The 26,751-nt window shown below is 32.3% G+C and carries 25 protein-coding genes; 12 read left to right on the top strand and 13 right to left on the bottom strand.

The features are described from left to right. The first annotated feature begins 49 nt into the window (after positions 1-49). The gene (locus ACQY56_RS11105; protein ID WP_428737778.1) at positions 50-331 is read left to right on the top strand and encodes a hypothetical protein; all 282 of its coding nucleotides are present in this window, start codon (positions 50-52) and stop codon (positions 329-331) included. Here the strand turns inward: ACQY56_RS11105 and ACQY56_RS11100 are convergent. The 5 genes from ACQY56_RS11100 to ACQY56_RS11080 are packed head-to-tail and all read right to left on the bottom strand — an operon-like array spanning position 321 to position 8,522. After that, positions 321-2,615, bottom strand: coding sequence for a putative bifunctional diguanylate cyclase/phosphodiesterase (locus tag ACQY56_RS11100; protein ID WP_428737777.1), 2,295 nt, complete (start codon positions 2,613-2,615; stop codon positions 321-323). The two genes, ACQY56_RS11105 and ACQY56_RS11100, sit on opposite strands and share 11 nt — an antisense overlap. Then, positions 2,612-5,470 (bottom strand): sensor domain-containing protein, encoded by a 2,859-nt coding sequence (locus tag ACQY56_RS11095; RefSeq protein ID WP_428737776.1) that lies wholly within the window; start codon positions 5,468-5,470, stop codon positions 2,612-2,614. The genes ACQY56_RS11100 and ACQY56_RS11095 overlap by 4 nt, the downstream gene beginning before the upstream one ends. Next, on the bottom strand, positions 5,471-6,385 hold the full coding sequence (locus ACQY56_RS11090; protein ID WP_428737775.1) for a cytochrome-c peroxidase: 915 nt from the start codon (positions 6,383-6,385) through the stop codon (positions 5,471-5,473). Positions 6,386-6,410: 25 nt separating this feature from the next. Further along, positions 6,411-7,838, bottom strand: coding sequence for an FAD-dependent oxidoreductase (locus tag ACQY56_RS11085; protein ID WP_428737774.1), 1,428 nt, complete (start codon positions 7,836-7,838; stop codon positions 6,411-6,413). Positions 7,839-7,841: 3 nt separating this feature from the next. After that, positions 7,842-8,522, bottom strand: coding sequence for a phosphoglycolate phosphatase (locus tag ACQY56_RS11080; RefSeq protein WP_428737773.1), 681 nt, complete (start codon positions 8,520-8,522; stop codon positions 7,842-7,844). 93 nt (positions 8,523-8,615) lie between these two features. Here ACQY56_RS11080 and ychF point away from each other — a divergent pair, with 93 nt between their 5' ends. Together ychF and ACQY56_RS11070 are read left to right on the top strand one after the other, a co-directional pair. Then, the gene (ychF, locus tag ACQY56_RS11075; RefSeq protein WP_428737772.1) at positions 8,616-9,716 is read left to right on the top strand and encodes a redox-regulated ATPase YchF; all 1,101 of its coding nucleotides are present in this window, start codon (positions 8,616-8,618) and stop codon (positions 9,714-9,716) included. Positions 9,717-9,803: 87 nt separating this feature from the next. Further along, positions 9,804-10,649 carry a hypothetical protein gene (locus ACQY56_RS11070; protein ID WP_428737771.1) on the top strand — a complete coding sequence of 282 codons (846 nt, stop codon included), beginning with the start codon at positions 9,804-9,806 and terminating at the stop codon, positions 10,647-10,649. Here the strand turns inward: ACQY56_RS11070 and ACQY56_RS11065 are convergent. From ACQY56_RS11065 to ACQY56_RS11055, 3 genes are all read right to left on the bottom strand, one after another. Further along, on the bottom strand, positions 10,638-11,462 hold the full coding sequence (locus ACQY56_RS11065; protein WP_428739639.1) for a phosphatidylserine decarboxylase: 825 nt from the start codon (positions 11,460-11,462) through the stop codon (positions 10,638-10,640). The two genes, ACQY56_RS11070 and ACQY56_RS11065, sit on opposite strands and share 12 nt — an antisense overlap. A gap of 115 nt (positions 11,463-11,577) precedes the next feature. Next, positions 11,578-12,651: a tRNA pseudouridine(13) synthase TruD gene (gene truD, locus ACQY56_RS11060; RefSeq protein ID WP_428738708.1), complete on the bottom strand. Its 1,074-nt coding sequence runs from the start codon at positions 12,649-12,651 to the stop codon at positions 11,578-11,580. A 7-nt stretch (positions 12,652-12,658) separates the two neighbouring features. Continuing rightward, positions 12,659-13,477: a thiamine-phosphate kinase gene (locus ACQY56_RS11055; RefSeq protein WP_428738707.1), complete on the bottom strand. Its 819-nt coding sequence runs from the start codon at positions 13,475-13,477 to the stop codon at positions 12,659-12,661. A 97-nt stretch (positions 13,478-13,574) separates the two neighbouring features. Here ACQY56_RS11055 and ACQY56_RS11050 point away from each other — a divergent pair, with 97 nt between their 5' ends. From ACQY56_RS11050 to ACQY56_RS11025, 6 genes are all read left to right on the top strand, one after another. Continuing rightward, entirely contained in the window at positions 13,575-14,801 is a 1,227-nt protein-coding gene (locus ACQY56_RS11050) for a diguanylate cyclase (protein ID WP_428738706.1), read from the top strand. A gap of 148 nt (positions 14,802-14,949) precedes the next feature. After that, a complete protein-coding gene (sdhA, locus tag ACQY56_RS11045; protein WP_428738705.1) occupies positions 14,950-16,662 on the top strand; it encodes a succinate dehydrogenase flavoprotein subunit in 1,713 nt (570 codons plus the stop codon). 10 nt (positions 16,663-16,672) lie between these two features. Continuing rightward, positions 16,673-17,647 (top strand): succinate dehydrogenase/fumarate reductase iron-sulfur subunit, encoded by a 975-nt coding sequence (locus ACQY56_RS11040; RefSeq protein ID WP_428738704.1) that lies wholly within the window; start codon positions 16,673-16,675, stop codon positions 17,645-17,647. Between the two features lie 11 nt (positions 17,648-17,658). After that, positions 17,659-18,540, top strand: a complete 882-nt coding sequence (locus ACQY56_RS11035) for a CoB--CoM heterodisulfide reductase iron-sulfur subunit B family protein (protein WP_428738703.1) — start codon at positions 17,659-17,661, stop codon at positions 18,538-18,540. A 124-nt stretch (positions 18,541-18,664) separates the two neighbouring features. Further along, a complete protein-coding gene (locus ACQY56_RS11030) occupies positions 18,665-19,441 on the top strand; it encodes an exodeoxyribonuclease III (RefSeq protein WP_428738702.1) in 777 nt (258 codons plus the stop codon). A 182-nt stretch (positions 19,442-19,623) separates the two neighbouring features. Next, positions 19,624-20,739, top strand: a complete 1,116-nt coding sequence (locus ACQY56_RS11025; protein ID WP_428738701.1) for a tyrosine-type recombinase/integrase — start codon at positions 19,624-19,626, stop codon at positions 20,737-20,739. Positions 20,740-20,868: 129 nt separating this feature from the next. Here the strand turns inward: ACQY56_RS11025 and ACQY56_RS11020 are convergent, their stop codons facing one another. Both ACQY56_RS11020 and ACQY56_RS11015 read right to left on the bottom strand, forming a co-directional pair. After that, a complete protein-coding gene (locus ACQY56_RS11020; RefSeq protein ID WP_428738714.1) occupies positions 20,869-20,976 on the bottom strand; it encodes a PH domain-containing protein in 108 nt (35 codons plus the stop codon). 356 nt (positions 20,977-21,332) lie between these two features. Further along, positions 21,333-22,115, bottom strand: a complete 783-nt coding sequence (locus tag ACQY56_RS11015; protein ID WP_428738700.1) for a hypothetical protein — start codon at positions 22,113-22,115, stop codon at positions 21,333-21,335. Between the two features lie 147 nt (positions 22,116-22,262). Between ACQY56_RS11015 and ACQY56_RS11010 the strand changes: the two genes are divergently transcribed. Then, positions 22,263-22,475: a hypothetical protein gene (locus tag ACQY56_RS11010; RefSeq protein WP_428743765.1), complete on the top strand. Its 213-nt coding sequence runs from the start codon at positions 22,263-22,265 to the stop codon at positions 22,473-22,475. A gap of 321 nt (positions 22,476-22,796) precedes the next feature. Here the strand turns inward: ACQY56_RS11010 and ACQY56_RS11005 are convergent, their stop codons facing one another. Together ACQY56_RS11005 and ACQY56_RS11000 are read right to left on the bottom strand one after the other, a co-directional pair. Then, complete coding sequence (locus ACQY56_RS11005) at positions 22,797-23,300, bottom strand: hypothetical protein (protein ID WP_428738699.1); 504 nt, start codon at positions 23,298-23,300, stop codon at positions 22,797-22,799. A 975-nt stretch (positions 23,301-24,275) separates the two neighbouring features. After that, positions 24,276-24,512, bottom strand: a complete 237-nt coding sequence (locus tag ACQY56_RS11000) for a hypothetical protein (RefSeq protein ID WP_428738698.1) — start codon at positions 24,510-24,512, stop codon at positions 24,276-24,278. A 581-nt stretch (positions 24,513-25,093) separates the two neighbouring features. Between ACQY56_RS11000 and ACQY56_RS10995 the strand changes: the two genes are divergently transcribed. Further along, positions 25,094-25,348: a helix-turn-helix domain-containing protein gene (locus tag ACQY56_RS10995; RefSeq protein ID WP_428738697.1), complete on the top strand. Its 255-nt coding sequence runs from the start codon at positions 25,094-25,096 to the stop codon at positions 25,346-25,348. A gap of 12 nt (positions 25,349-25,360) precedes the next feature. Here ACQY56_RS10995 and ACQY56_RS10990 read toward each other — a convergent pair whose 3' ends face one another. Beyond that, a complete protein-coding gene (locus ACQY56_RS10990; RefSeq protein WP_428738696.1) occupies positions 25,361-25,705 on the bottom strand; it encodes a DUF3024 domain-containing protein in 345 nt (114 codons plus the stop codon). A gap of 258 nt (positions 25,706-25,963) precedes the next feature. Between ACQY56_RS10990 and ACQY56_RS10985 the strand changes: the two genes are divergently transcribed. Continuing rightward, complete coding sequence (locus tag ACQY56_RS10985) at positions 25,964-26,692, top strand: methyltransferase family protein (RefSeq protein ID WP_428738695.1); 729 nt, start codon at positions 25,964-25,966, stop codon at positions 26,690-26,692. Positions 26,693-26,751 lie beyond the last annotated feature (59 nt).

Raw genomic sequence — 26,751 nt, 5'->3', positions numbered from 1 at the left:
TTATTTTCATTTATCATTGTATATCTTAATCAAAGAAAGGTATATTTTTATGAAGTTTTTCCACATAGTTTTTTCATTATTTTTGCTCATCTCTACCGTAGAAGCAGCAAATAGTTCAAAGACAGATAACAGACCCTCTCGTCAAGAGATAGAAACTGCGCTTCAAGAGTGTTTTGATTCACTTGGAGCTACCAAAGATTCTCATCCTGATCACAAAGCAGTTGATGAGTGTATGAGTGCAAAAGGGTATGAAAAACCTGAAGGTGGTCCTGGTGGTGGTCCTGATGGACAAAATGGAAGGACACCTCCATCAGATAGTTCTAACAATTAGGATTTTGTTTTTCCAATAACTGCATAAACTCTTCAGCGCTTACTGCTGGAGAGCAATAAAACCCCTGATACAGATTACACTCTTTTTCTTGAAGAAAACGGAGTTGTTCCAATGTTTCAACCCCCTCAGCAACTACTTGCAAATTAAATCTTTTTGCAATATTTAAGATCGTCTCAATGAGTTCTTTATCTTCTTCATCAACATCTATATCTTGTACAAATGAGCGATCGATTTTAAGTGTAGTAAATGGTAACTGCTTTAGATAAGAGAGTGAAGAGTATCCAGTACCAAAGTCATCTATAGAAAGGTGTAAGCCCAATGAACGCAGTTCTTGCATTTTTTCTTTTGCTTTTACTAAATCATCTATAATGATCGATTCAACTATCTCCATCTCAATATTGTTCGCTTCAATTTTACTCATACTGATTGCATTTTTTACATTTGCTATAAAATCTACCCTACTAAATTGACGCACACTAATATTAATCGCGATTTTTTCTAACTTTAGAGTATCTTTACACTCTTGTTTCCATTTGACAAATTGTGAAAATGCTTTTCTCATTACAAAATCTCCAATTTGAATAATAAGCCCACTCTCCTCTGCTACAGGGATAAACTCTACAGGAGATACACTTCCAAACTCTTTAGAGTTCCACCTAAGCAATGCTTCAGCACCTATAATATTTCCACTTTGAACTTCTACAATTGGTTGGTAATATACTTGTAGTTCATTATTGTAAAAACTATTGCGTAGTCCATTTTCAAGCTCTAGTCTTCGTTTGATCCATATATCCATCTGTTGTTGATAAAATCTACTTGTTGCACGTCCCTCTTTTTTGGCTTGATACATTGCGATATCTGCATGTTTAAGTATATCATCTGCATTTTCATCTTCATTACTAGCTAATGCTATACCTATACTTGTAGAGATACTTAATTGATGGTCTAAAATAGAAAAAGGTTCTTCAAAAACAGTATATATTTTTAGTGCAATACGCTCCGCTTTATTTGCAGCCATTTTTTCATCATAAGAAAGATCTGGTAGTAATATAACAAACTCATCCCCACCTATACGAGCTACTGTATCTTCACTACGGACAATGCTTTGAAGTCTACTTGCAACTTCATTTAAAAGACTATCACCTACTGCATGACCAAGTGAATCATTGATATTTTTAAAATGATCTAAATCTAAAAAAAGTACTGCAAAAATCACATTATGGCGTTTAAAACGTATAAGTTCTCTCTCTACCCTTTCAATAAGTGTCAAGCGATTTGGAATATTTGTAAGAGTATCATACATCGCTTGATGTTCAATCTGTTTAAGTGCATGCATTTTTTCTGTAATGTCATTTACAATCCCTATCGCACCTATAACCTTTCCCGAAGTATCGCGAAGAGGAGAAGTTTGCAAATCAACATACATCTGTTTTTTCTTATACTGCGATTTATATTCCCCTTCATACATACCATTAATATTATCCATTGCTGATTGTAAAGCTGGAAAAATTCTTTGATCTGGAATTTGTTTTAAATTAAGTCCTATTAAAAACTCTTTTGGTGCTTCAAGGAACTCTACAAATTTTTGATTTACCTCTCTAATAATAAAATCTTGATCGTAAAAGAAAAATCCAACTGGTGCACTTTTAAATAAGATTTCAAAACGTTCTCTAGAAACGGAAAACTTTTCTTTTTCTTCCTCATACATCATTTTACTTTCTAAAATACTTCTATAATTTCCATAAAACCGCTCTCCAACAACTAAGACAAGTGCAAGGTATAATGAAACTAAAAGTCCCATTGCAAAGTGCACTTGTGTATTTTGTAGAAATAAAATGATAATTATTGGAACCATTAGAACAAGTAAGAACATTCTAAAAGCTTTTTTAAGCGATGCCAAAGAGCTTACTGCACCAGCTGCTAATCCTGCATATACAATTAAAACAGCTGCTTGAACCATGTAATTTCCTTCTACAAAAAAGAAAATTGGTATAGTTGTCCACAATACACTGGAAAAAAACAATGCTATTAAAAACTTGTATTCCCACTGTTGTGCTGTCATTTTAGTTGGGTCTTTATGATATCTTTTTGCAAGAAAAAATCTATACATTGTTACAGATACAGTTAAAACTAACCATATCACTAAAATAGTATTATCAACATATGGATAAAGTATATATGCTAACAATACAGCATTCACTGCAATAGCTATAGATGAAACTTTTAAATGTTCATAAGCAATCTTTACAAGTTTAGCATGAAATACTTCTTCTAAATTTTTCATTCTACTCCATTTCTAAACTGCTGAATAATCTCATCAGACATTTTTGGTTTTGAAAACAGATACCCTTGCCCTAAATCACATTTATGTTGTTTTAAAAAATATTCTTGATCTGTTGTTTCAATACCCTCTGCAACAATTGAATATCCTAATGTTTTAGAAAGAGCGATAATAGCTTCAATAATAGCATTATCTGAACTTCCATCGTTGATATCTTCGATAAAAGATTTATCTATCTTAATTGTGTCTATTGGAAGTTGTTTTAGATATGACATTGAAGAGTAACCTGTTCCAAAATCATCAATTGATATTTTAAATCCATACTCTCTAAACTCCTGTAATTTTCTGATATTTGCTTCAGTATTATCCATTAAAAAACGTTCAGTTATCTCTATTTCAACTTCCGATGGTTTCATATTATAGCGTTTTACAGTCGAGACTAACGCTTCTAAAAGATTCACCTCTTTAAACTGTATACTTGAAACATTAATAGCAACCCATTGAAGCGCAATCCCTGCATCTTTCATCTCTTTAAACTTTTTACAAGACTCCTCAAATATAAAATACCCAAGGTCAATGATATAACCGTTATCTTCGGCTATTGGTATAAATTTATCTGGAGGGACTAAACCAAAAGTTTCATTTTCCCAACGCACTAATGCTTCTACAGATACAACTTTTTTATCTTCGAGTCTATATTGCGGTTGAAACACCATATAAAATTCGTTTTTTTCTAAAGCACTATGAAGTGCTATATCAAGATTTAATTTTTCCTCAGTTTCTAAAGAGAACTGTTGTGTATAAAAATAAAAGTTATTTTTTCCTCTATCTTTTGCTTGATACATTGCACTATCTGCATATTTTATTAAAGTTTTTGTGTCTGATCCATTTATTGGGTACATTGATATCCCAATACTTGCTGTGATAATAAAGTGGTGATGTTCTACATAAATAGGCTCTTTAAGTCCTTCAATTATTTTTCTTGCAACTGTTGCAACAAGACTTTCAGAAATTACATCATTTAAAATAACAACAAATTCATCCCCACCCCATCTTGAGATAAAATCACTCTCACGTAAAATATTTTTTAGTCTCTCAGTTACACTCACAAGAACCTTATCACCTATATCATGTCCTAAAGTATCGTTGATTACTTTAAATCTATCAAGGTCTATAAAAAGCACTGCAAACTGTTTTTGAGCTCTCTTTGCAATCAACAAAGTGTGTGCTAAAAATTCTTCAAAACTAACACGGTTATACAATCCAGTCAATGGATCATGATACGCAAGATAATCCGCCTTGGCTTCAGATTTCTCTATTGCTCGTAAATCTGTTTGTACAGCAGTATAATTGACAACTTGATTGTTTTTGTCTTTTACAGCTTTGATAGTTACCCATACTGGTATCTCTTGTCCATCTTTAGTTTTATTGGTAATTTTTCCTTTATAGACATCATTATGAATTATCTCATCCCACATATGTTTGTAAAAATTTTGATCTTGTTTTCCTGAGTGTAATGTACTTAAATTTTTACCAAATAAATCATCTATTGTATAACCGTATATCTCGCTAAAAGCTTTATTTACTGAGACTACATTCCCTTCAACATCAGCTATAATAATCGCTTCTTCTGTATTATCATATACACTTGCAGCTTGTCGTAAAACTTTATTTTGTTCAATATACTGTGTAATATCCAACTTGATAGCAATATAGTTTATAAGTTTTTTATTTAAAAATATTGGGATTATAGAAGCTCTCTCGTAAAATAGTGAACCATCTTTACGTTTGTTTATTAACTCCCCTTCCCAACTTTTACCCTGTTCTAATCTCTCATGCATCTCTGCATACGTTTGAGGCTCTTGCAGGTCTGACTTTAAGATGCGTGGATTTTTCCCAAGCGCTTCACTCTTACTATATCCTGTGGTTTTTTCAAAAACTTCATTCACAAAAATTATATTTTTTTCTGGATCAGTAATCACAATAGAGTTATCACCATGTTGCACTGCATATTTAAAAGCAAATAACTCTTTTTGATTTTTTAGTGTTTTAAGATAAAGAAGCATAAAAATAATAAGAGTAAAAATAGTTGAAACAAAAAAGAAAGTTGCAATAAACTGCTGTTCTAACAGATATTTTTGAAATCTAATATCCAATTTATCATGTAAATGGCTTAATCTCTTTTCCAAAGAACTTTTTCTAACTGTTGATGCAGTATTTCGATATGCACTCAAAGTATCTAACAAAATTTCTGATTGTTCATAAAAATTCTCAATCAAAACAGTATGTCTTTTTTGATTGAGTTTTTTAATTTTTTCTAGTTTTTGTACTATAAAAGATTTATCTATATATGCACTTTGACTTGATTGAAAGAGATAAAAAAGTGTTTCATTAACTAAACTCTTCATATCAGATGAGATATTTTTATCTTCTGAGATACTTCTTTGCAGATCAAAAAGAAAGTGTGAGCCGCCTATCAAAGTGGAATTTAAAGATTTAAAATACTCTAACTCTTCAACTTTTGCACTAAATACTATATGAATATTGTTCAAATCATTTTTTAAAGATGGTACATCTTTGTAGTCAATTAATAGTGCTTCATATAGTTCACTTAATGTAATGCGAAAAGTTTCAATATCATGATTAAGATTGTTGTAATTACTCAGCTCATTGGATGCTAAAGCAAAATCATTGAATCCTTTATCCAAAAATCTTAAAGCGATCAACTTATCATGATTTTCATGATATTTTTCTACACTTTGTTCAATTTGATACAGATAATAAAAAAGAGAAATGAGCAGTGTAATAAATAACACTAAAAAGATTGTAATTGGGTTTATACTAGCGATTCGTTTCATTTATGGTTCTATCCCTTTTGGGAGTTCTCCGTTTAGGGACTTTAAAAAAGCAACAATTTTTCTAACCTCTTCATCAGTTATTTTACGTCCTAATTGATACTGTGCCATGATACGTACAGCTTCATCAAGCTTTGAAGTTCTTCCATCATGAAAATATGGCGCTGTTCTTTGCACATTTCTTAAAGATGGAACTTTAAAATAGTATTTATCTCGTTCCTTATGTGTAACACTGTACCTTCCCAAATCCAAGCTATTGCTATCACGATAGATACCAAATTTATTGTAAAGATTTCCACCTATATTTACCCCATGATGGCATGCAATACAGCCTTTTGTTTTAAAAAGTTCATACCCATCTAATTCATCTTGTGTTAAAGCATTTGTATTGCCTTTTAAATAAAGATCAAAAGGGGAATTTGGAGTAATGAGTGTTTTTTCATATTCAGCTATAGCATCTGTAATATTTTCTTTGGTAATTCCATCTTGATAAATTGCTTCAAATTTTGCTTTATACTCTGTTTTGTTTAGTTGAGGAATAAGCATTTCAAACTTATGCCCCATCTCTATAGGATTTTCTATGGGTCCTGCAGCTTGTTCTTGAAGTGTTTTTGCTCTTCCATTCCAAAATTGATAATAATTAAATGTAGCATTATAAACAGTTGGTGCATTGATAGTCCCCTCTCGTCCATCAATCCCAATAGACACTCTCATATTATCATCACCGCCATTTTCTAGCTGATGACATGATGCACAATTTAAACTATTGTCTTTGGAAAGTCTTGTATCAAAATAAAGCTGTTTGCCTAGTGTAACTTTATCTCGATTAACATCTAGTTTATCTGGTATAGGTGTGATTAACTCCTGTGCTTGTAGTAGGTAAAGCAGAGATGATATAAATACTATAAGCTTCTTCATAAAATTATTATATCGAATTTTTTTTCTAATAAGAGTTATTTACATACGCTAATGAAATGGGATATTCTCTGGCTTTACATATTTGTTCTGCATAGTGATCAATCTGCGTTTTTTTTGATTGTTTTGCGGTAGAAAAATCTCTTTGTTTATAATATTTTTCATCTATAAAATCTAATTGAATCAATCTTTTTACAATTGCATCTGCCATCGTTAAAATTGAAGAAGCTTTGACAATCTCACAACGTGCATATCTTTCACCTTCAAATGAGACCTCAGAAGCTCTCAGCTCTGCATCATCTCCAGGAATTTGTTGTGCACCATAAAGAGGTTTTGATGCAACTTTTGCATTCTTAAATGCTGGAATATACTGTGCCATGTGCTCAATCGCAGCAAGTGTGCGGCTTTGTGTCGCGCTAAAAGACCATCCTTGATCGATCTTTTTAATGAAAATATCATCAAGTTTTGGTTGTGCACTTAATGCATTGCTACGCACAAGTCCTTTATCAAAAAGCGTTACATCTTTTGTCATTCCATGAAGCTGAAAATACCCATCTGGATATGGAGTAAATTGTGCCATTCCTTGTGGAGTTCCACGCTTTCCATGAAAAATAACCTCCGGCCAAAGCCCCTCATATTTTTCACATTTTGTTACATATGCTGCTTTAAATTCAACAAGACGATCTCGTTTAATTCCAAGCATATCATCGATCTCACCACTTCGAAATCCAGCAGCGTTAATTAAATAGTCAAAATTTTCTATAGTCTCGTTATCACTATCATCGCAAGTGACTTTAAAGCTGTTTTCATATTTTTTAATATCAGTAACTTTTATTCCATTTTTGAGTGTTACATTGCTCTGTGTTTTTAGTCTTAAAGTTACACTAGCAGATATTCTAAAAACATTGAGTCCATACTCCTGAACAATGATCAATGGGTACTTGATTTTATCTAGTTCTATATTTTTTGAAACGGGAATCATCCACTCATCTAAAGTTTTTGGTTGTTTTACACACTCTTTTTCTCTCAGAACTAAAACATTCTCTTTTGAGTAAAGTTTGAAGTACTCTGAACTTTCTCCCAAAACTTTATTATTTTGATCCTCTTGTATAAGTTTGTCATACTCTGTTTGTAGCATTTGCAGTCGTGGCAATAGTTCATTCGCAGAAGATTCATCAATAGTTGGGGTTGCTATTACAGTTGGACGAAAATCGATAGCATACGGGTAAAAACGTAAAAGCTCGATCGATTGCTTTAAAAGCATTTTACACTGCTTGTCATCGATCTCTCTATAGAGATTGCCACCAGCATGTAGATGACACATTGGAGGACCACTTACAAGTGTTTTTTCTTTCTCAAAAAGTGTGATATCTAATCCTGTTTTTGCTAAATACAGTGCAACAGAACTCCCAGCGATTCCACCACCAACAATAGCTATCTTTTTTCTCTGATCCATATCTTAATTTAGATGCTCCAAAATGTTTGAAAACTTTTCAATTACTATAGTTGGAGCATATAAACCAATATCTTGACCATAGTTATAGCCATAACTAACAGCTACAGAATCAATCTGCGCATTTTTTGCAGCGATGATATCATTTTTAGAGTCTCCAACCATAAGGGTCTCTTCTTTAGTAAATGAGAGTTCTTTCATGACATGCAAGAGTGGTTCCGCTGATGGTTTTTTCTCTTTTAAGCTATCAGCACCAATCAAAAGATCAAAATATTCTTCAATCCCCAATGAGCTTAAAATAGGTGCTATAAACTTGTAAGGCTTATTTGTTACTATAACCATTGTAAAGCCTCTACCCTTAAGCACTTCTAGCGTATCTTGAACACCCTCATATAAAAATGTTTCTACACAAGAGTTTGTCTCATAATGCTCCAAAAAGATTGGTAATGCCTGTTCAAAAAGGTTTTTATTGATCTCATCTTCAATAAACTCCCCTTTGCCCATCAAAGAACGCTTTACAAGTGTAGTCGCACCATTACCTACCCATGCACGAATAAGATCAATATCATGAGTTGATCTGCGAAGTTTTGAGAGCATAAAGTTTATAGAGTTAGCAAGATCAGGAACACTATCTATCAATGTACCGTCAAAATCAAATATTATGAGCTTTTTATCGTTAAGTATCAAAAAATAAACCTTATAAGTGTTTTCGCAATTGTAGCATCTGTTTTTTTAGTTTTTCTTAGCTATAATTGCGCAAAAAGTTTTTAAAGGTAAAATATGGGATTAGCAATAGGCTTAGTAGGACTTCCAAACGTAGGTAAATCAACAACATTCAATGCTTTAACAAAGGCACAAAACGCAGAAGCGGCAAACTACCCTTTCTGTACGATCGAGCCAAATAAAGCTGTTGTTCCAGTACCTGACAAACGTCTTGGAGAGTTAGCAAAAATCGTTAATCCTGAACGTATCCAATACTCAACACTTGATTTTGTAGATATCGCTGGACTTGTAAAAGGCGCATCTCAAGGGGAAGGTTTAGGAAATAAATTTCTCTCAAACATCCGTGAAACAGAAGTAATTTTACAGATCGTTAGATGTTTTGAAGATGAAAATATTGTTCATAACGAAGGAAGCATCGATCCACTTCGTGATGTTGAGATCATTGAAGGTGAACTTATCCTTGCCGATATCGAAGTACTTTCAAACAGAATTGAACGCCTTAAAAAACAGGCAAAAGCTGATAAATCTGCACAAGGGCTTGTAGATGTTGCAACTGAACTTTTAGAGTTTTTAGGAGAAGGTAACCTAGCTCGTAATTATCCAAAAGCAGATAGTGATGAGTACAAACAACTTGCACGTGAACTCCGTTTTTTAACGGACAAAGAGATTATGTACGGTGCAAATACTGATGAAGATGGTCTTTTAGAAGATAATGAGTATGTAAAGGCACTTAAAGAACATGCCGCTAAAAATAACTGTGAACTTATAAAACTGTGTGCAAAAGTTGAAGAGGAACTCATTGGTCTTGAAGATGAAGAAGCTAAAGAGTTCTTAGATGAGCTAGGTGTTGAAGAATCAGGTCTAGAGCAGATCATCCATAAAGGTTTTGATAAACTTGGACTTATGAGCTACTTTACTGCAGGTGTAAAAGAAGTAAGAAGTTGGACAATCCGTAAAAACTCAACAGCTCCACGTGCGGCAGCGGCTATTCACAACGACTTTGAAAAAGGTTTTATCCGTGCAGAAGTTATTAGCTACGAAGATTATATCGCTTGTGGTGGTGAAGCAAAATCAAAAGAAGCTGGAAAAATGCGTTTAGAAGGAAAAGAGTACATTGTTCAAGATGGTGATGTTATGCACTTTAGATTTAACGTATAAAAGTTAACTCTTTTACACTTTTTTTTTAAAAAGTTTACAAGATATTATGAAATTTTGTATAATGGTCGTTTTTATACAAGGTTTCAAATGTCAGATATAAATAAAGATTTACCACTAGATGAGAGTGCACAAACTCTTATCAAATCACTTATAGACAAAAATAAAGATTTGGTGTTTGTTTTTTACAAAAATCAACTTGTACTTTTTAACCAAGCTGCTCAAAAATTCTTTCATGTTGATGATATAGCACATTTCACAAGAGAATTTGCTAGATTAGAAGATAGATTTGTACCACACAATTTTTATTTTCATGCTGAAAAAATTTCTGACAACCAAACATGGCAACAAGCTATCATGGAGTTAGAAGAGTCAAAGCGAATTGTCAGCATCTTCAATCACAACTTTAAACCTCATGCCTTTTCGGTTATAGTCGATACCTTGCAAGACCAATATGAAGTGATATTTTTTCATGATATTACAACCGATCTTATAAAATCACTCATGATTGAAAACAATACAAACCTTGATGAAAGTAGTGGTGCATACAATAGAAACTACTTTGAGAATATATCATCTGGTTACGTTGATGCCGCATCTTTTAATGACAAGCTTATAGCTCTTTGTATCATCAATGTAAACTCTAAAGACAAAGATACTATCTATAGTGTTGCTCAAGATATAAAAAGACAGATTCGGGATGATGATATGCTTACTCGTTGGAGTGATACAAGCTTTTTACTCACTTGTTTGATATGGTCTGAAGATCACGCACTTGCTGTTACAAAAAAGATTTTAGAATCTTCAAAAACAAATAAAGTTTTCTCTCTTCAAATCATCACAACTATTAAACAAAGTAACGAATCAATGAACAGTGCAATTAAGCGATGTGAGAAAAAACTTCAAGAAACTTCACAAGAGTATCTAATTATTTAGTTTTGCTATTGTTTGTCCAAACTTTACTTTATCATCCATTTTGATATTGATCTCTTTAAACATATCTTTCTCGGATACGATAACGATGGTTGAGCCCATCTCAAAACAGCCAAAATCATCACCTTTATTTAAGTAAGTGTTTTCAAACTCATATACTTGTGGAGTTGTAACATCTGCATTTGTTTGGATACGAGGTTCAAAACTCACCTGCATTACACCAACATTAAGTGCACTTACAAGTACCATGTAAAACTTTTTACCTTCTGTTGTCTCACAAAGAATTACTACTCTTTCATTCTCTATAAAAAGATTGAGTCGTTTTTGAAGTGAAGGTACATTTACAGGATAAAATTTTCCAGGGATATGCACTGCTTTAAGTACTTTTAAATTTGTTGGAATGTGGTAACGATGGTAATCACTTGGTGAGAGATAGAAGTTTATAAACTCTCCACCTTCAACTACTGCTTTTTCTTCATCACTAAAGTTCTCCCCTAAAAGCTCATTCACTTTATAGCGCATCCCTTTGATTTGCAGTGCATAATTGTCTTGAACACGCCCTAGTTCTGAAATCCAAGAATCACAAGGAGATATAAAATCACTAGCATCCAAAGAGTAGTGACGAGGTTCTTTTAGAGTTCTAGTAAAAAGTTTATTTAAACTTTTATAAGTGTTTGGCTCATGAAACTCACTCATATCTAAACCCATAAGTTTGACATATGAGTTATTTATGATCTTTTGAAACCAATGTGGGAACTCTTTATTTGCAAATTTTCCAAATGATTGTGATATTAAGCTTGTTATGTGTTTTTCCATTATGTGTGTTTACCTTTTAAATTATTCTCTATAGTGCTTTATAAGTGTTTTTTTAAGGCTCAGACCGAAGGGAGGATTTGTCCTTAAAAAAATAGTTATAAAGTACGGTTACAGACTAGTTTATTTTCCTCTTAGCTATCTCTTCAATTAAAACTGTTGCATATGACCCTTTTGGAAGTGTAAAGTTCATCTCATATTGTGCTTCTATTGGGTTGAATTTTCCCTCAATCTCTGTTGGATATACCCACGCATAACGACGAGCTCCATCCTCTTTTAACTCATCGTCAAAATCTTTTTCTATCTCACCCGCAAGATCAGATGCACGTTTTACTCTCTTACCAGATAAAAGTCCAGTCACACTAATGTCTCTTACATCAAAACGCTCTAGATCATGTGCTTCGCCACTAAACTCAAAAACACGCCCAAATGGATAATGCTCCATCAAATCACCACTCATCAGTTTAAATGGATGTTTTTGTGCTTTCATCTTCTCTAACTCATGTTTTGGTAAGTTTAGTAATGGTACCAACTCATCCACCTTAAAACTACTCACTAAAGAGTTGATCTCTAAACGACGAGAAAGCCATAAATTAAATAGATGCGACTGATACGCATTAATCAGAAGCTTTTTTACTCTTGGATTGCGTTCTCTTGCATCCCCTTTTGCCAATTTTTCCCCAAGAATGTGACTGTCTCCATCATTTCCAAAACGTTGATACCCAAAGAAGTTAGGAAGTCCTTGTTTGTCAATATTTTTTAAAGCCTCATCGATCTTTAACGCATCAGTAGGATTAACCTTTTTTAAACGTATAAAAAATCTATTTCCCTTTAAATGCCCCACTCTTATTTTATTGTTATGGTATGTTTTTGAGAGTATTTTGATCGAATCATGTTCAAAACTCTCCAACGCTTCTTCATACTTTTTATGCAAAGAGATATACTGCTTTGTCATCGCATTTTTATCTTTGAGTCCTGCATAGCCTATATCTTTATTTTTGATCCCTAAATAGCGTGCTATTATCCCTATCATCTCATTTGTAGCGAGGTTCTTTTTTCGCACGTGAAGAACTAAATGCTCACCTTCACCACTAAACTCATATAAAGGTATCTCATCAACTACAAAATCACGTGCACTTTGCTTAAAGTGAAAATCTATACTTGCATGTGCTAAAGAATAAAATCTGTCCATATTGTTCCTAAAAATGATGCGCTTTGCATCTGTTTATATATTTACCTCGTTTTGCGTTAGCAAAAACTGTAAGTTTCGTTCGTGAAAGCTTTGCTAGTCTTATCATCTTTTTTCTATCACGAGGAGCAAAAGCAACAAGCATCTCATACTCTTCTCCACTACATCCTATACGTTTAGGTATTTTGTTGAAAAATTTAATTCCCAGACCATTTGCATCAGCTAATTTTTGCGTATCGCAAAATAACCCATCTGAGATATCCATCCCAGCCTTGAGAACATTCGTTGTTTTTTGCAAAAATGTTTGACGTAATTGTATATGGATAAACTTAGATTTTTGGTGGATTTTTCCAAGGTTTTGTAGTTTTTTTAAACTTTTTGCAGATTCACCCAGAACACCAGTATATGCCAAAAGATAGTTTTGTTTTATCCCTTTTCGATATAAAGTTTTATTTACCTGAGAAATGATTGTTATAGTTATATCTAACTTTGTGTTACTTATTGTATCACCACCGACAATATCTATGTTATATTTTGTTGCTATTTCTTGAAAACCACTTGCTAACTCTTTCATATCTTTTGCACTCATATCTTTTGGCATAGCAACACTCAGTAGTGCATATTTTGGTTTGGCTCCCATGGCTATAGCATCTGAAATATTCACTAACATCGCACGTTTGGCGATATCAAAGTAACTTAACCACTCTCGTTTAAAATGAATATTTTCAAAAAAAGCATCTTTAGAATAAACATATTTTCCAATCACAGCACCATCGTCACCAATATTTTTATTGTTAAATTGTGATATAAAATAATTTTCTAAATTCAAAAAAACTTCTTCATATTAAGGATATATTAACTTCTATAGATATAGAATATTTGTGATGATATTATAACATTTTTAGGACATAACTATGAAAAGTTCCATGAAGAAGATTTTTAAGGGATTGAAAACATACTTAATTTTTGTATTTTTTGTTTTCTCTATTTTGATGTTTTTTGTTTTTGAACATACAATGTCATACAAAAAGATAAACAACCTTGAAAACCAAAAAAGTATCGTACATAAACTCTCGCAACTTGACAAAAACGATATAGAACTTGCCCTTATTCAATTTAATGGCAAAAGTACACAACTACATCAAGAGATAGATAAACTGATGATGTACTACAAGTACAATTTTTCAGAAGATTATATTTTAGACAATTCTAATGAATACAGAGCAGATGTAAACCAATTATCAAAACTAACAGATACATTCAATGAAGATGCTCACGTATATTATGAAGATATTCTCAAAAACAAAAAAGAGAACCTAAAAGAGACTGATGAAGAGATAGAAGCAAAAAAAGCACTTGACGATTCACTAAGTGCTGTAATCACTCATATTAATAATATGCTTCTAAAACATATCAAGTACGACGAACAAAAGTTTTCTATTATCCAAGATATCTCTATAGTGGCATTTATCATTGTACTCTTTTTTACATTTTGGTACAGATATAGACTCAATAAAATCTATAAAGATATTGAATTTTTATACCAAGTAGATAAAGATAAAAAAGGGTATGAGATTTTTTCTATCGAAGCAGATGCTATTGCACTAAGAATGAATAGAAAAGTTATCACTAATGACAATCCAACAATGTTAGACAAAGTCACAGGTATCAATAACTATAAAGGTATGCTCAATTCATACTCACATAAAAAAGGTTTAAAAGATAGTAACTTTACATCAGTGACTGTCATCAATATAGATAACTTTTCAAAAACACACAGACCGTATCCACAAGATATTACACAGTCTATACTCAAAAAAGTTGCTTACACTATTTCACTTTATGAACAACCTGTAGATGTTATTGCAAGAACGGATTATAACCAGTACACTATTATACTCTCACGTTCAACAAAAGAGCAGTGTTTTAAAGATGTTGAGCTTATCCGTGAAAGTATTGCTGATCTGAAATTTAATGTGCCAAATGTTGGTACCGAACGTATCACAGTCACTGGTGGGCATGTCAACAAACCAAACAATACAAATCTCGAAGAGGCTATTAAACAAGCTAAAGAGATTTTAAACTACGCTATAACTACAGGAAAAAACAAAATTTTCCAAACAAGAGATATGGCACAAAGAGATATGCACTAGAGAAATATCGTAACACATATTTTTCTCTGTGTGTCTCAAATTGTAACAAACTCTATCTTCTTCGTTATATAAGTAATATTTAATCTTCCCTAAGTCTTTTTGAGCTATAATCAGCATTATTTTAGTTCTTTATACGAAGGGAAATTGAATGAGTATTCCTATTTATACTTACGACGCAGTTGTTGTTGGTGCAGGTCTGGCAGGATGTGCAGCAGCAAGAGAATTGCAAAATGCAGGCAAAAAAGTTGCTGTAATTACAAAACTTCATCCACTGAGAAGCCACTCAGGTGCTGCTCAAGGTGGTGTTAATGCCGCTTTTAGTGACGAGGATAGTGTTGAACTTCATGAATTCGATACGGTAAAAGGTGCCGATTACTTAGCAGATCAAGATGCTGTTGAGTTTATGTGTAAAAATGCCCCAGAGACTATTCGCTGGGCTGAGAGAATGGGAGCTGCATTTAGCCGCTGGGATAATGGTAAAATTGCTCAAAGACCTTTTGGTGGGCAAAGTTCACCACGTGCTTGTTTTGCAAAAGACAGAACTGGTCTTACATTATTACAAACTATTTATGAACAAGCTTTCCGTGCTGGTGTTCAGTTTTGGGACGAGTGGTATGCAGCAGATATCATTTATAAAAATGGAAAAGTATCTGGTGTAGTTGCGTTTAATATCCGTGATATGCAAATAGCTATCTTTAATGCAAAATCTGTAATGTTTGCAACTGGCGGATACGCTAGATGTTATAAGATCAACTCAAATGCACATGCAAATACTGGTGATGGTCTTTCTATCGTAGCTCGTCACGGTATCCCTTTAGAGGATATGGAGTTTGTACAATTCCACCCATCTGGGCTTTCAGGAAACGGTGTTTTAATCTCTGAAGCTGCTCGTGGTGAAGGTGGACGTCTGTTTAACTCTAAAGGTGAGCGTTTTATGGAGAAATATGCTCCAAATGCTCTTGAACTTGCTTCTCGTGACGTTGTATCTCGTGCTATTTTAAATGAGATTAGAGAAGGCCGTGGTGTTGGTCCTAGAAAAGATGCTGTATATCTTGATGTTACACACTTAGGAAAAGACCTAATTATGCAAAAACTTCCTGAGTTACGTGAACTTGCTATCACGTTCTTAGGTTTAGATATGATCAAAGAGCCGATCTTAATCTCTGCAACTGCACACTATTCTATGGGTGGTATCCCTGTAAATATTGCTGGAAATGTTCGTAAAAACAACGATGAATTTATCGAAGGTTTTTATGCTGCGGGTGAGTGTTCTTGTGTATCTGTTCATGGTGCAAATCGCCTTGGTGCAAACTCTGTTCTTGAAGCACTTTTATTTGGTCGTTATGTTGGTAAAACAATGGTTGAAGAGATCGATAGCATCCATCTTCATAAAGCTACCCCAGAAGACGCTGCAACTGCATTGGCAGAGATTGATTTCATTCTTAACAACAATGGTGACGAGACTGTAACAAATCTTCGTGAAGAGTTACAACAAGCTATGACTGCGAATGCTGGTGCATTTAGAACTGAAGATACTATCAAACTTGCTATTGAAAAAGTAAAAGAACTTAGAGCAAGATTTAAAAATGTTCGTATAAAAGACAAGTCTAAAGTATTTAACACTGAATTACAAGAAGCTATAGAGCTTGGTCACATGTTAGATTACTCTTTATTTATTGTAGAATCAGCCCTTCCACGTAAAGAGAGCCGCGGTGCTCACTATAGAGAAGATTTCCAAGAGCGTGATGACCAAGATTGGTTAAAACACACTATGGCATACATGGATGAAAATGGAGAGATTTCATTGGATTATATGGATGTTGTTCTTGGTAAACATGAACTCAAAGCAAGAAACTACTAAGGATTAATCTATGGAACATACAATTACTACACAAAAAGTAAAATTTAAAGTATTCCGCTTCAATGCGCAGGAGGATTACCTTCCATACTATGATGATTATGAGATGGAAGTAACTTCTGAAGAGGTTGTTTTAGATATCCTCAACAGAATTAAATGGGATCATGATGGAAGTTTCTCTTACAGAAGATCTTGCCGTCACGGTATCTGTGGTGCTTGTGCTATCAAAGTAAATGGTCGCTCTACTCTTGCTTGTAAAGAGAGTATGGATGATATGGTAGAACTTTTTGGCAATGAGCTAGTTATCGAGCCATTAAGTAAAAAACGTGCTATTAAAGATATGATTATAGACAAGGCTGATTTTTGGGATAAACACGCAGCAGTTACACCGTATGTTGTAACAGAGGTTGATGAAGCTCCAGCACTTGAAAACCTCGTATCTCCTGAAGATGCAGATGCTTTAGATGAAGCTGATCTTTGTATCCAATGTGGTGCATGTCACTATGCTTGTCCAGCAGTTGAAGTAAATGAAGATTTCTTTGGACCAGCAGCATTTGCAGCAGCTTATAGATTTGAAGCAGATGTTCGTGATGAATCTCCAAACAGACTTGAAGATGTTAATGCTGAAGCACAAGGAGTTTGGGACTGTGTTAAATGTTTTGAATGTGCTGAAGTGTGTCCAAAAGAGATCAATCCGATCGCAAAAATCACTAAACTTCACCAAAAACTTTTCCAAGAAGGAAAAGCGCCATCTAACGTTGCGACACGTCATGCAGTTGGATTTAAACACTCGATCGCAAAACGTGGTGTACTTGATGAAGGTGGTTTAGTACTCTACTCTGAGGGGCCAGGGATTGTTAAACACGTTCCAGTGGCAATTAAAATGTTCACAAAAGGAAAAATTCCTATGCCTTGGCAACTACCAAAATCAGATAATTTAGATGAGATTAAAAAACTTGTTAAATCTTCATCAACAGCGAAGTTTTAGGAGACAAAAGAATGAAAAAATTAAAATATGCACTTTTTACTGGTTGTACTGCTAAACAAAGTACACCAGAGCAAATGATGTCAACTTTAGCTGTTGCAAAAAAACTAGGCATCGAGCTAGTTGAACTTACTGAAGCTTCTTGTTGTGGGGCTTCTCACTTACAAGATTATGATGAATTTTTATCACTAGTTTTAAATGCTAGAAACATTGCGTACGCTGAAAAACATGGTCTTACAATGGTTACTATCTGTAATACGTGTCAATTAAACACTGCAATGACTAAACATAAACTAGATAATGATGAAGCTTTAAAAGCAAAAGTAAATGAGAAACTTGCAGAAGTTGGATTAGAGTACAAAGGTACTTCACAGGTAACTCACTTTTTATATGCAATCATTGATGACTTTGGTTTAGATGCGATTAAAGAGCTAGTTGTAACTCCACTTAGCCAGTTTAATATTGCACCATTTTATGGATGTCATAACATTCGTCCATCAGAGCTTCAAAATGAAACTCATAAATCGCCAGAATCAGCTTATCGCCCTACTTCGTTAGATGATCTAATTGTAGCTTGTGGTGGTGAGAGTGTTGACTATGAAGAGAAAAACAAATGTTGTGGTTTCCACGTTGAACTTCAAGCGCCAAAAACTGCTGCAATCCTCACTGGTAATGCAATCGCAGGGGCAATGGACGCTGATGCTGACTGGATGGTAACTCCATGTCCACTTTGTCACTTAAAACTAGATACACAAACACATCATGCTTCAGAAGCTATTGGGCGTGATGTAAAACTTCCAGTGCTTCACATGCAACAAATGTTAGGTCTTGCTCTTGGTTGTTCATCAGATGAGCTTGGATTAAAACATCATGTTGCTAAAGTAGACTTTATCTAATTTTATACGCCCAAGGAAATAATTCCTTAGGCTACGATAACTCTACATTCTCCTCAGCGGATGGCTCACGCGTCTAGACGCTTTTTTTAATATACTTTCCCAAAACTCTCGTTAAAGGTTTAAAATGTCTGACTCTATAGAAATAATCTCATGGAATGTAAATGGTATTCGAGCAGTTGCAAATAAAGATGCACTCAAATGGATAGATGAGCGAGATACAGACATCTTATGCCTTCAAGAGATCAAAGCCTTAGAAGATCAAATACCTCAGAATCTTTTTGACAAGAAATACCTTGAGCGTTATGTTAATTCTGCTGATAAAAAAGGATATAGCGGAACTGCAACTTATACCACTTTGGCAACTGGGAGAACTTCAACTTGTCCTGAGATTGATCTACTAAATGAAGGACGTATAGTTGAAACACATTTTGATGATATAGTGCTTTTTAATGTCTACTTTCCAAATGGGCAAAAAGATGAAGATCGCCTTAACTACAAAATGGAGTTTTACGATCGCTTTTTAGCCCACTGTGAGGCTTTACGTGAAGATGGGAAAAGCATCATAATCTGTGGAGATGTAAATACAGCCCATAAAGAAATAGACCTCAAAAATCCAAAAGCAAACTCCAAAACATCTGGTTTCTTACCCATAGAACGTGCTTGGATCGACAAACTGCTTGATAACGGCTATATAGATACTTTTAGATACGTTAACGGTGATGAGATCGATCGTTATAGTTGGTGGTCATACCGTTTTAGTGCAAGGGTAAAAAATGTGGGCTGGAGAATAGACTACTTTTTTATCTCTGAAGATTTAGCCGAAAACCTTGAGGACGCTTTCATACTAGACTACATAGAAGGCTCAGATCACTGCCCTGTTGGGATTAAAATCTCGATATAAAAATATCGTCTAATTTTTTTACATCTCTTTAAATCTCCCCGTAGTCCCTGTAATAGGGACTTTTTCAAGTTATACTTCTTTTTGTGCACAATTCAAATAAATTCATATTTAACTAACATTTACGGACTAAACAAGGACTAAAAATATTTTTAGTCCTTCTGTCCGTTTTACAAGGACTAATTATGAAAACAACAGTTTCAACAAAAAGAACTCCCACTAGAATAGATGGAGTTTTTTACAAAGAAGTTTTTAATAGCGATGGAAAAGTAGTTGATAAGAGATATATTATCAGATGGGTTGATGAGAATGGTAAAGATAGATTCAAAACTATTGGTAACTACTCTGGTGGCATACGAGAAAAATATTGTAAAGCTAAACGTGAAGAGATTCTCACTAAAATCAGATTGGGAGAAGAACTTCCAAAAATAGCTAAACAAAAACAAACTATGACAATTCTTGAAATGTCTGAACTATATTTTGATTATAAAGCTAATACAATTAAAGATGTAGAAAAAGAACGTAGAAGATTCACAAATCATTTTGAAAAGACTATAGGTCATATACGGCTACATAATTTTACTGAAGATGATGTTTTAAAACTGCAACAGGACTTAAAAAAGGATTTATCTGTTGCGACCATTAGAACCTTAATAGTAACTCTTAATGCAATGTATAAATATGTTGTATCAAAAAAACTATATGATGGTCATATCCCTACGGCTAACATTAAACATGAGCAACTGAATAATATTAGAGAAAGATACTTAACTCTTGATGAAATCAAAAAGCTTTTAGAAGTATGTAAAAACATAAATTATGAAATATATCTCTTTGTGAAATTATCTCTCTCAACAGGTGGAAGAGTTGGTACAATTGCAACTATTAGAGCGATGGATATTAAACCAAACAACAATTCTTTAATCTTATCAGACCATAAAAACAATGATACCTATACAGGTTTTTACAATGATGAGATAAAAGAATTGCTATTAGAAAGAATTGATGAACTTTCAAAGCCTACCGATTGTATTATCAAACTAGCGAGAAGTTCCATAACATATAAGCTAGGCTCTATTATGGATACCCTCTTCAATCAGGAAATATCTCCAGTTGATAGAAAAAATCGTGTTGTCCCACACACACTACGACATACCTTTGCTTCTCAATTAGCGATAGCGGGTACACCTATTTTTACTATTCAGAGGCTCATGAACCATAAAAGCATAGAAATGACTATGAGGTATGCTAAATTAGCTCCAGACCAAGGAATGGAAGCTGTTAAGAATTTATGTATATAAAAAAGGGCTTTTTAGCCCTTTTTCATTCAAAAATTAATTAGATTTTTGCTTTTCAATTTCTTCATAAATAACTGTTCTCATCTCTGTAGGTTTTGCTATATAGTTCATAGGTTTATTATGACCTCAAGTTCAACTTACAACTAATGTACCAGCTCCGATAATTCTCTCAATTATCGATTGGTCTAATCTTGCACTTTCTACTTTTTGTAATTGTAATTCAAATACATTTCTAGCAATTACTCATGTTTTAAAAATTACTCTTTTGTTTGTAACAGCAATTTCAGTTAACTTGAAAAATAATAGGTTGTATCCAAACCCGATTATCATTCAAAATCAAAGTAACCACATGGGAGGTACTTGTAATCATATTAGAAAGAAAATCATACCAATGATTAATCACATTACTAATAAAAATATATAAAATCCATGTATCTTACCTTCATAAATTATTTCTTCATTCGGTAATAAGTTATTTTCAATATATGTCATATAAATAAATTAAAAAGTATTTCAAAAAATGATATTCATTTTTTGCAGTAAATCAATTCTTTAAACTATCAGTACTACACCCCCTACACTTATCTTCAACGCATTTACTGTAAATGTTTCCATTTAGCTTCATAGCTAAATAATTGACTATAAAACAATGTACTATCTAATAAATCATAAATCTTATTAGAGTTTTTTATACCTCCACAAAATTCAGGTTCTGTAGCGATTGTCATTCCTCTCATATTTTGAAAAATCCAATCCATAAAGTCTGATTCAATATCTAAAATATAAACTACCTCATCATCTCTAAGATTCATATTTTCACCAGCTCCACATGCTTCATCACTTTCTGTAAAATAATCTAAGTCAATATCAAAATATATATCTTCTACTTGATCTTTTTTAACTTCTGCTAAAAGTTCTTCTTTAGTTGAGAAACATTTAACTTTATGTACATAACCCCAACGGTCAATAAAGTTTTCCTCTTCTAAATCTTCATCTTGTTTGCACAAGACATATACATCACCTATTAAATTTAAATATACTGCTGACAATATATGTCCGTCATTCAAGGGATTAAGCTTATCCCATGAAAATAAAGCAACTTCTTTATAACTATTTAAATTTAAACTTTCCAAATCTGTTTTTTCAGAATCACAAGGAGCACATAAATCTCGATGCCAATCTATAGATATAAGTGATGGTGCTTTTTGAGTATCATCATTAAGTTTTCTAGTTGTTTGCTTCCACCATTTAAACCAAAAATAAAAAGCAAACCTATGGTCTTTAAAAAGACCTACTTCAATTGTTGTATCACTTCCATCAGGTGCATTAATTAATGTACTATCTGCATTAGGAAGTCTTAAATATTTATTATCATCCATATATTTTCTTTTTATAGTTTTGTTTGCTATATTATAATAATTTTTTGCAATTTGCCATATTTTTATAAATCAAAAGAACATATATATAAAATGTTAAAGTGATATTAATTACATTAATGCCTTAACTTTAGAATGGAGGTCATTACGATGGCTAGAAAACGCGTATCTGTTACATCTGAAAGTGACACTGGTCGAAACCAAAGGTTTCATGATAACTATAATGGAAATGATATGACTAGGTCTCAATTTGTGAAACAAATTGAATCTGGGAACTATCCAAATTATCATGTCAGAGATATTAATGGTGTGAAGACACCTGTTAGTAATCCTGACTCTAGTACAAATAATAATCTAAATTAAAAAAAGTTCCTAGAAAATACTCTAGGAACTTACATCTTTTTTCAAATTCTCAACCATTTTTCAATAATTCCAATTCATACTTGTAGCTATATTTGATTCTAAAAATTTGTTTTGTAGAAAAGCTGGATTAGCTACCGTCACTCAATTTGATATTCCATCAACAGATAAAGGCTCATTTATATCTCAAGTAATCAGTTTATTCATAAACTTTACAAGGTTAGTTTTAGCACCTATGTTGATTCAAGCACTCTTATCTATAAAAGCTGAATTTTCTCAAAAATGTCACTTAGAAAGGTCTATATTTTGAATACTTAAATCAAGTCAAGGGATTATCAGTAATCCTGCTTGAATGCTGTTTATAAGTCTATCTGTTATTTCTTTTGGAATTAAATCAAATCCACTAGATTTTAGATATTTTAAAACTTCAACTTGTTTTTCTTGCGTTTCACTATCTTCAGTTGTAAGCTCTTTAATTTCATCATTATAGTTTTGCTCTATTGTTTCTTTTTTGTTTTCAATTACAGTAGCTATTTTTTTAAATTTATCTAAGATCTTTTCTCTTTTTTCATTGAACTCTTCAGGAGTTTTACTACTTGCTAGAGAATTGATGTCTGCCTCATTAATTTGAATACTTGAATCAATATCCATATTTTCATAAACATCATCCATATCATTAAAAGCATCTCTTTGGAATTTTGATACAGAGCTTTTTAGAGTATCTTGAAAGTTGTTTTCTGCATTAACACTAGCTACTTCACTAAATAAAGAGGCAAAAGGCTTGTACAAGCCTTTAAGAGAAGTTGTACTTCTCTTAAGTTCTTTCATCTCAATATCAAATTTTGTTTGAAGTTTTCAAAGCTCTTGCTTATCGAACTCTTTTTCAAAGTTATAATCACTTTCGGGAAGATGTAGTCTTGAGATATTAGATTTTAAATCTATATCTACCATTCCTCATGAGTCATTTTCAATTCATTTAACAACATCATTAGAATTTAGATTCATACCCTGCTCTATTCTTTCCAACGGTGCTAAAAGCTCTTTAAAACTTGGGTCTAAATTTATTAAAGTATTTTTGAATTCTTGATATTGTGGATTGTTTGGATTAGCTCAACCTAGTTCTTTTACTATAGAATTTAAAACATCTCAGTTTTTTAATTCATCTAAAATAACTTTTAAAGCTTCTATTTTTTTATCATTATTTTCGTTTGAATTTTCTCAAGCTTGTAAATTGTCAAAGCTATTTAATGCTTGTACTAATTTTTGATATTTTGAATCTCAGTTATAAATTCAATCAGGAAGTATATTTTTAATTTTTTCGTATTTTTCATCAGTTTCTTGATATTCTTTATTTTGAGCTTCTGATTCTTTTGAAATAATATTATTGTCTTCTTCTGTTTGTAGGTTTTTATTTTCAGTGGTAGTATTAGCTAAAATAACTAATATTTCTCATCTAGTTTTTGTCGTTAAGTCTTTTAAAACTTGTGAATCTAAATTATCAAGTGTTTGTCTGAATATTTGTTCTTGTTCATCAGGTATATCAAGTACATTTAATACATTATTTACTTGTACTAGGTGTTTATAATTTTTTTCTCACTCTTCAATTTTTTTAACTCTATGATTTAATTGTTCTTGATACTCAGGTGTATCTTTAATACTAGGTCATTCATTAAGATGTGAACTTGCTTGTTCTAATGACATATGATTGATTATTAATTTTGTAAAATTGTTTAGGAGTTAGATAAAGTGTATCATACTTTATTTTGAAGTGCAAAAAAAGGCTATTTTTTCATAGCCTTTTCATTATTTTTTGTCTTTTTCCAAGACACCTAATATCTCGTCAAGTTTTTGATTAACTCTTTTAGCACTTTCAGTTTCAGCTTTAGCTTCAGCAACTCGTTTAGATGATTCTTTCATTTCTTTATGATTTTGCATAATTTGTTGAATCATCGCTTCTTCTTCCTCTTTAGTATACTCTTTAGCATTTGCTTGAGAAACTAAAAGGATTGTACTAAAAAGTAAAAAAATTAACTTTTTCATCATCCATCCTTTTTTTGGTTTGTAGTTTAATTGTAAAGATTTTTATTTTTTGTCAAAAAAATGTTTAGGATGCTTTAATAACTAAAGAGATAAATGAAATTATTACTACCCATTTAAATATAAAGCCTAACCAACCCCAAAGTGCTTCTAACCAGTTCATAAACCCTCCTATTACCATCCATCTTGACAGCTACTACATCTTGCATGATTACATTTCCAACAAATAGTTTACTTTCCATAATGAGAAGACCGAGAATGTCCGCAGTTATCACAGAATTGAGGGTCGCTTGATATGATGAACTGCTGACAAGAACACATCGAGCAAGAACTATTTGTATAACTTTCAATCTGAGTAAAAAATCTTATAAATGATATTGGTTTCATCTGTTCACTCCAAACATTCTACTCATACCGCATTTTGTACACTTTTTTAATGTTTGGTCAGACCAACGACCAACTACAACCCAATTATGACTACAATAATTACTCATGACTTCCCTTTAATATTTATCCTATAGGATATAGATTAAAGCATCATATCTTTCATATCCTTAACTTTTACTTTACCTATAGGATAATAAATGGAAAAGCAGTTAAGTGATGTAAGCAATAAAGAAGTTATGTCTTTTTATAAAAAGATTGGTGAGAATGTGAAAGAAGCTAGAATCAGTGCAAATATATCACAACTTGATTTAGCCCTAGCAATAGGTATAAAATCTGTTGCATTTTATTCAAACTGTGAAAGTGTCAGATACAACAAACACTTTAATTTGGAGCATATTTACAAGATTTCAAAAGTTTTGAATATTAGTATTAGTAGTTTGATTGAGGGCTAAAAAATAAGTTATTCAGCCAAAAAAGATTCCTATAGAATCATTATCTAATTCAGTTAATAAATCTTCTAAATTTTGAGATGGTTCTAAAAATTCATAAAAATGCCATTTATCATTTCTATCTGCATAATATAGAGTATAAGTTTTCTCTGCATTATTGAAGCGTATTTGAGCTATATTTGTATCAATCCATTTACTTTCATCTTTCCAAAAAGGTCTAGATTCCACTAAAGTGATATTGTTTCCTTTAATTACATACTTCAAATTTATTTGATCTTGTAATTCTTTTGGAATCTTATTATCACAATATCTATGCATTAATTTTTCTGCTAATTGTTTTTGAATTGGTGGAATTGGCATTTTTCAATCCTATAGAATTCTATAAGTATAAGTTTAATTGTTGAATAACTTTACAAAATTAAATAAAGCATATAATTTATTTGTTTTCCAATTTAGATAAAAGGAGAAATTGATGAAAACAAAAAAAGTGATACATTATCCTCTAATACTTATATATATACTTGCTATTATATCGTTATTAACAATGATATTAGGGGATATATATTTTAATTAGGTAGAATTTCTTTCTACCTAATTTTTTTCTTAAAAGGATTATATGTGAATATCTTAGAACTAATAATAGAATCTTTAGAATATCTATATTATGGAATACCTATTCCATTGAGAGTTGCCTACTTCTTATGGCTTGTATTCATTAGTTTATATTGGTATGCAAGTAAACATGATGAATATAATTCAAAATTGATAAGTGCAGAAAAAGAAGAAAAAATAAATTTCAACATATCTTTTCAATTAGTCGGTGTATCTATAGTTCTTCTAAATCAACTTTTATTATGGTTCGATATCAACCCTAACGATATTATAAACACTAAAATATCTGATGATGTAGCAATACTTAATAATATTTCATCTAATGTTCAAGAAAAATATGAAGATAAATATATCTTTCTAATTACATATCTTCTACCCAGTATTGGATTAATTATCATGTTTTATGGTCTAAGAATGGCAGCATTAGCAAGAGCAGTAATTAATGGCTATTGGAATCCTAACATAGTCATATATACAGATAAAAACAACCAAAAGTTAAAAACTAATGGTATCTATTCTCGTCTTAGACATCCAATATATGTATCACAATTTTTACTTGCTTTTGGAACAGCAATAGCTGGTACTAGCTACCTACTTTTATTATTCCCATTAATTATTGCATTAATCAATCTAAGGAGAGCTAGAAATGAAGATAAAGAACTAGAGCAAATATTTGGTTCTGAATTTACAAAATACAAAGACAGTGTTTCTTCTTGCGGTTTATATATTAGATAAAAACAATAGGAAGACTTTAAAAGTTTTCCTATTATTCAATATAATTAATTCTTCAAACT

Origin of the sequence: Sulfurimonas sp. (assembly GCF_050296975.1) — a bacterium.
Taxonomy (GTDB): Bacteria; Campylobacterota; Campylobacteria; order Campylobacterales; family Sulfurimonadaceae; genus Sulfurimonas.
The sequence above is the reverse complement of the archived record's forward strand: the minus strand, read 5'-3'. Positions and strand labels throughout refer to the sequence as shown.

Coding starts and splice junctions, on each gene's coding strand:
- ACQY56_RS11105 (WP_428737778.1), top strand. CDS start 50: ATGAAGTTTTTCCACATAGTTTTTTCATTATTTTTGCTCATCTCTACC.
- ACQY56_RS11100 (WP_428737777.1), bottom strand. CDS start 2,615: ATGAAAAATTTAGAAGAAGTATTTCATGCTAAACTTGTAAAGATTGCT.
- ACQY56_RS11095 (WP_428737776.1), bottom strand. CDS start 5,470: ATGAAACGAATCGCTAGTATAAACCCAATTACAATCTTTTTAGTGTTA.
- ACQY56_RS11090 (WP_428737775.1), bottom strand. CDS start 6,385: ATGAAGAAGCTTATAGTATTTATATCATCTCTGCTTTACCTACTACAA.
- ACQY56_RS11085 (WP_428737774.1), bottom strand. CDS start 7,838: ATGGATCAGAGAAAAAAGATAGCTATTGTTGGTGGTGGAATCGCTGGG.
- ychF (WP_428737772.1), top strand. CDS start 8,616: ATGGGATTAGCAATAGGCTTAGTAGGACTTCCAAACGTAGGTAAATCA.
- ACQY56_RS11070 (WP_428737771.1), top strand. CDS start 9,804: ATGTCAGATATAAATAAAGATTTACCACTAGATGAGAGTGCACAAACT.
- ACQY56_RS11065 (WP_428739639.1), bottom strand. CDS start 11,462: ATGGAAAAACACATAACAAGCTTAATATCACAATCATTTGGAAAATTT.
- truD (WP_428738708.1), bottom strand. CDS start 12,651: ATGGACAGATTTTATTCTTTAGCACATGCAAGTATAGATTTTCACTTT.
- ACQY56_RS11050 (WP_428738706.1), top strand. CDS start 13,575: ATGAAGAAGATTTTTAAGGGATTGAAAACATACTTAATTTTTGTATTT.
- sdhA (WP_428738705.1), top strand. CDS start 14,950: ATGAGTATTCCTATTTATACTTACGACGCAGTTGTTGTTGGTGCAGGT.
- ACQY56_RS11040 (WP_428738704.1), top strand. CDS start 16,673: ATGGAACATACAATTACTACACAAAAAGTAAAATTTAAAGTATTCCGC.
- ACQY56_RS11035 (WP_428738703.1), top strand. CDS start 17,659: ATGAAAAAATTAAAATATGCACTTTTTACTGGTTGTACTGCTAAACAA.
- ACQY56_RS11030 (WP_428738702.1), top strand. CDS start 18,665: ATGTCTGACTCTATAGAAATAATCTCATGGAATGTAAATGGTATTCGA.
- ACQY56_RS11025 (WP_428738701.1), top strand. CDS start 19,624: ATGAAAACAACAGTTTCAACAAAAAGAACTCCCACTAGAATAGATGGA.
- ACQY56_RS11015 (WP_428738700.1), bottom strand. CDS start 22,115: ATGGATGATAATAAATATTTAAGACTTCCTAATGCAGATAGTACATTA.
- ACQY56_RS11010 (WP_428743765.1), top strand. CDS start 22,263: ATGGCTAGAAAACGCGTATCTGTTACATCTGAAAGTGACACTGGTCGA.
- ACQY56_RS11005 (WP_428738699.1), bottom strand. CDS start 23,300: ATGAAAGAACTTAAGAGAAGTACAACTTCTCTTAAAGGCTTGTACAAG.
- ACQY56_RS11000 (WP_428738698.1), bottom strand. CDS start 24,512: ATGAAAAAGTTAATTTTTTTACTTTTTAGTACAATCCTTTTAGTTTCT.
- ACQY56_RS10995 (WP_428738697.1), top strand. CDS start 25,094: ATGGAAAAGCAGTTAAGTGATGTAAGCAATAAAGAAGTTATGTCTTTT.
- ACQY56_RS10990 (WP_428738696.1), bottom strand. CDS start 25,705: ATGCCAATTCCACCAATTCAAAAACAATTAGCAGAAAAATTAATGCAT.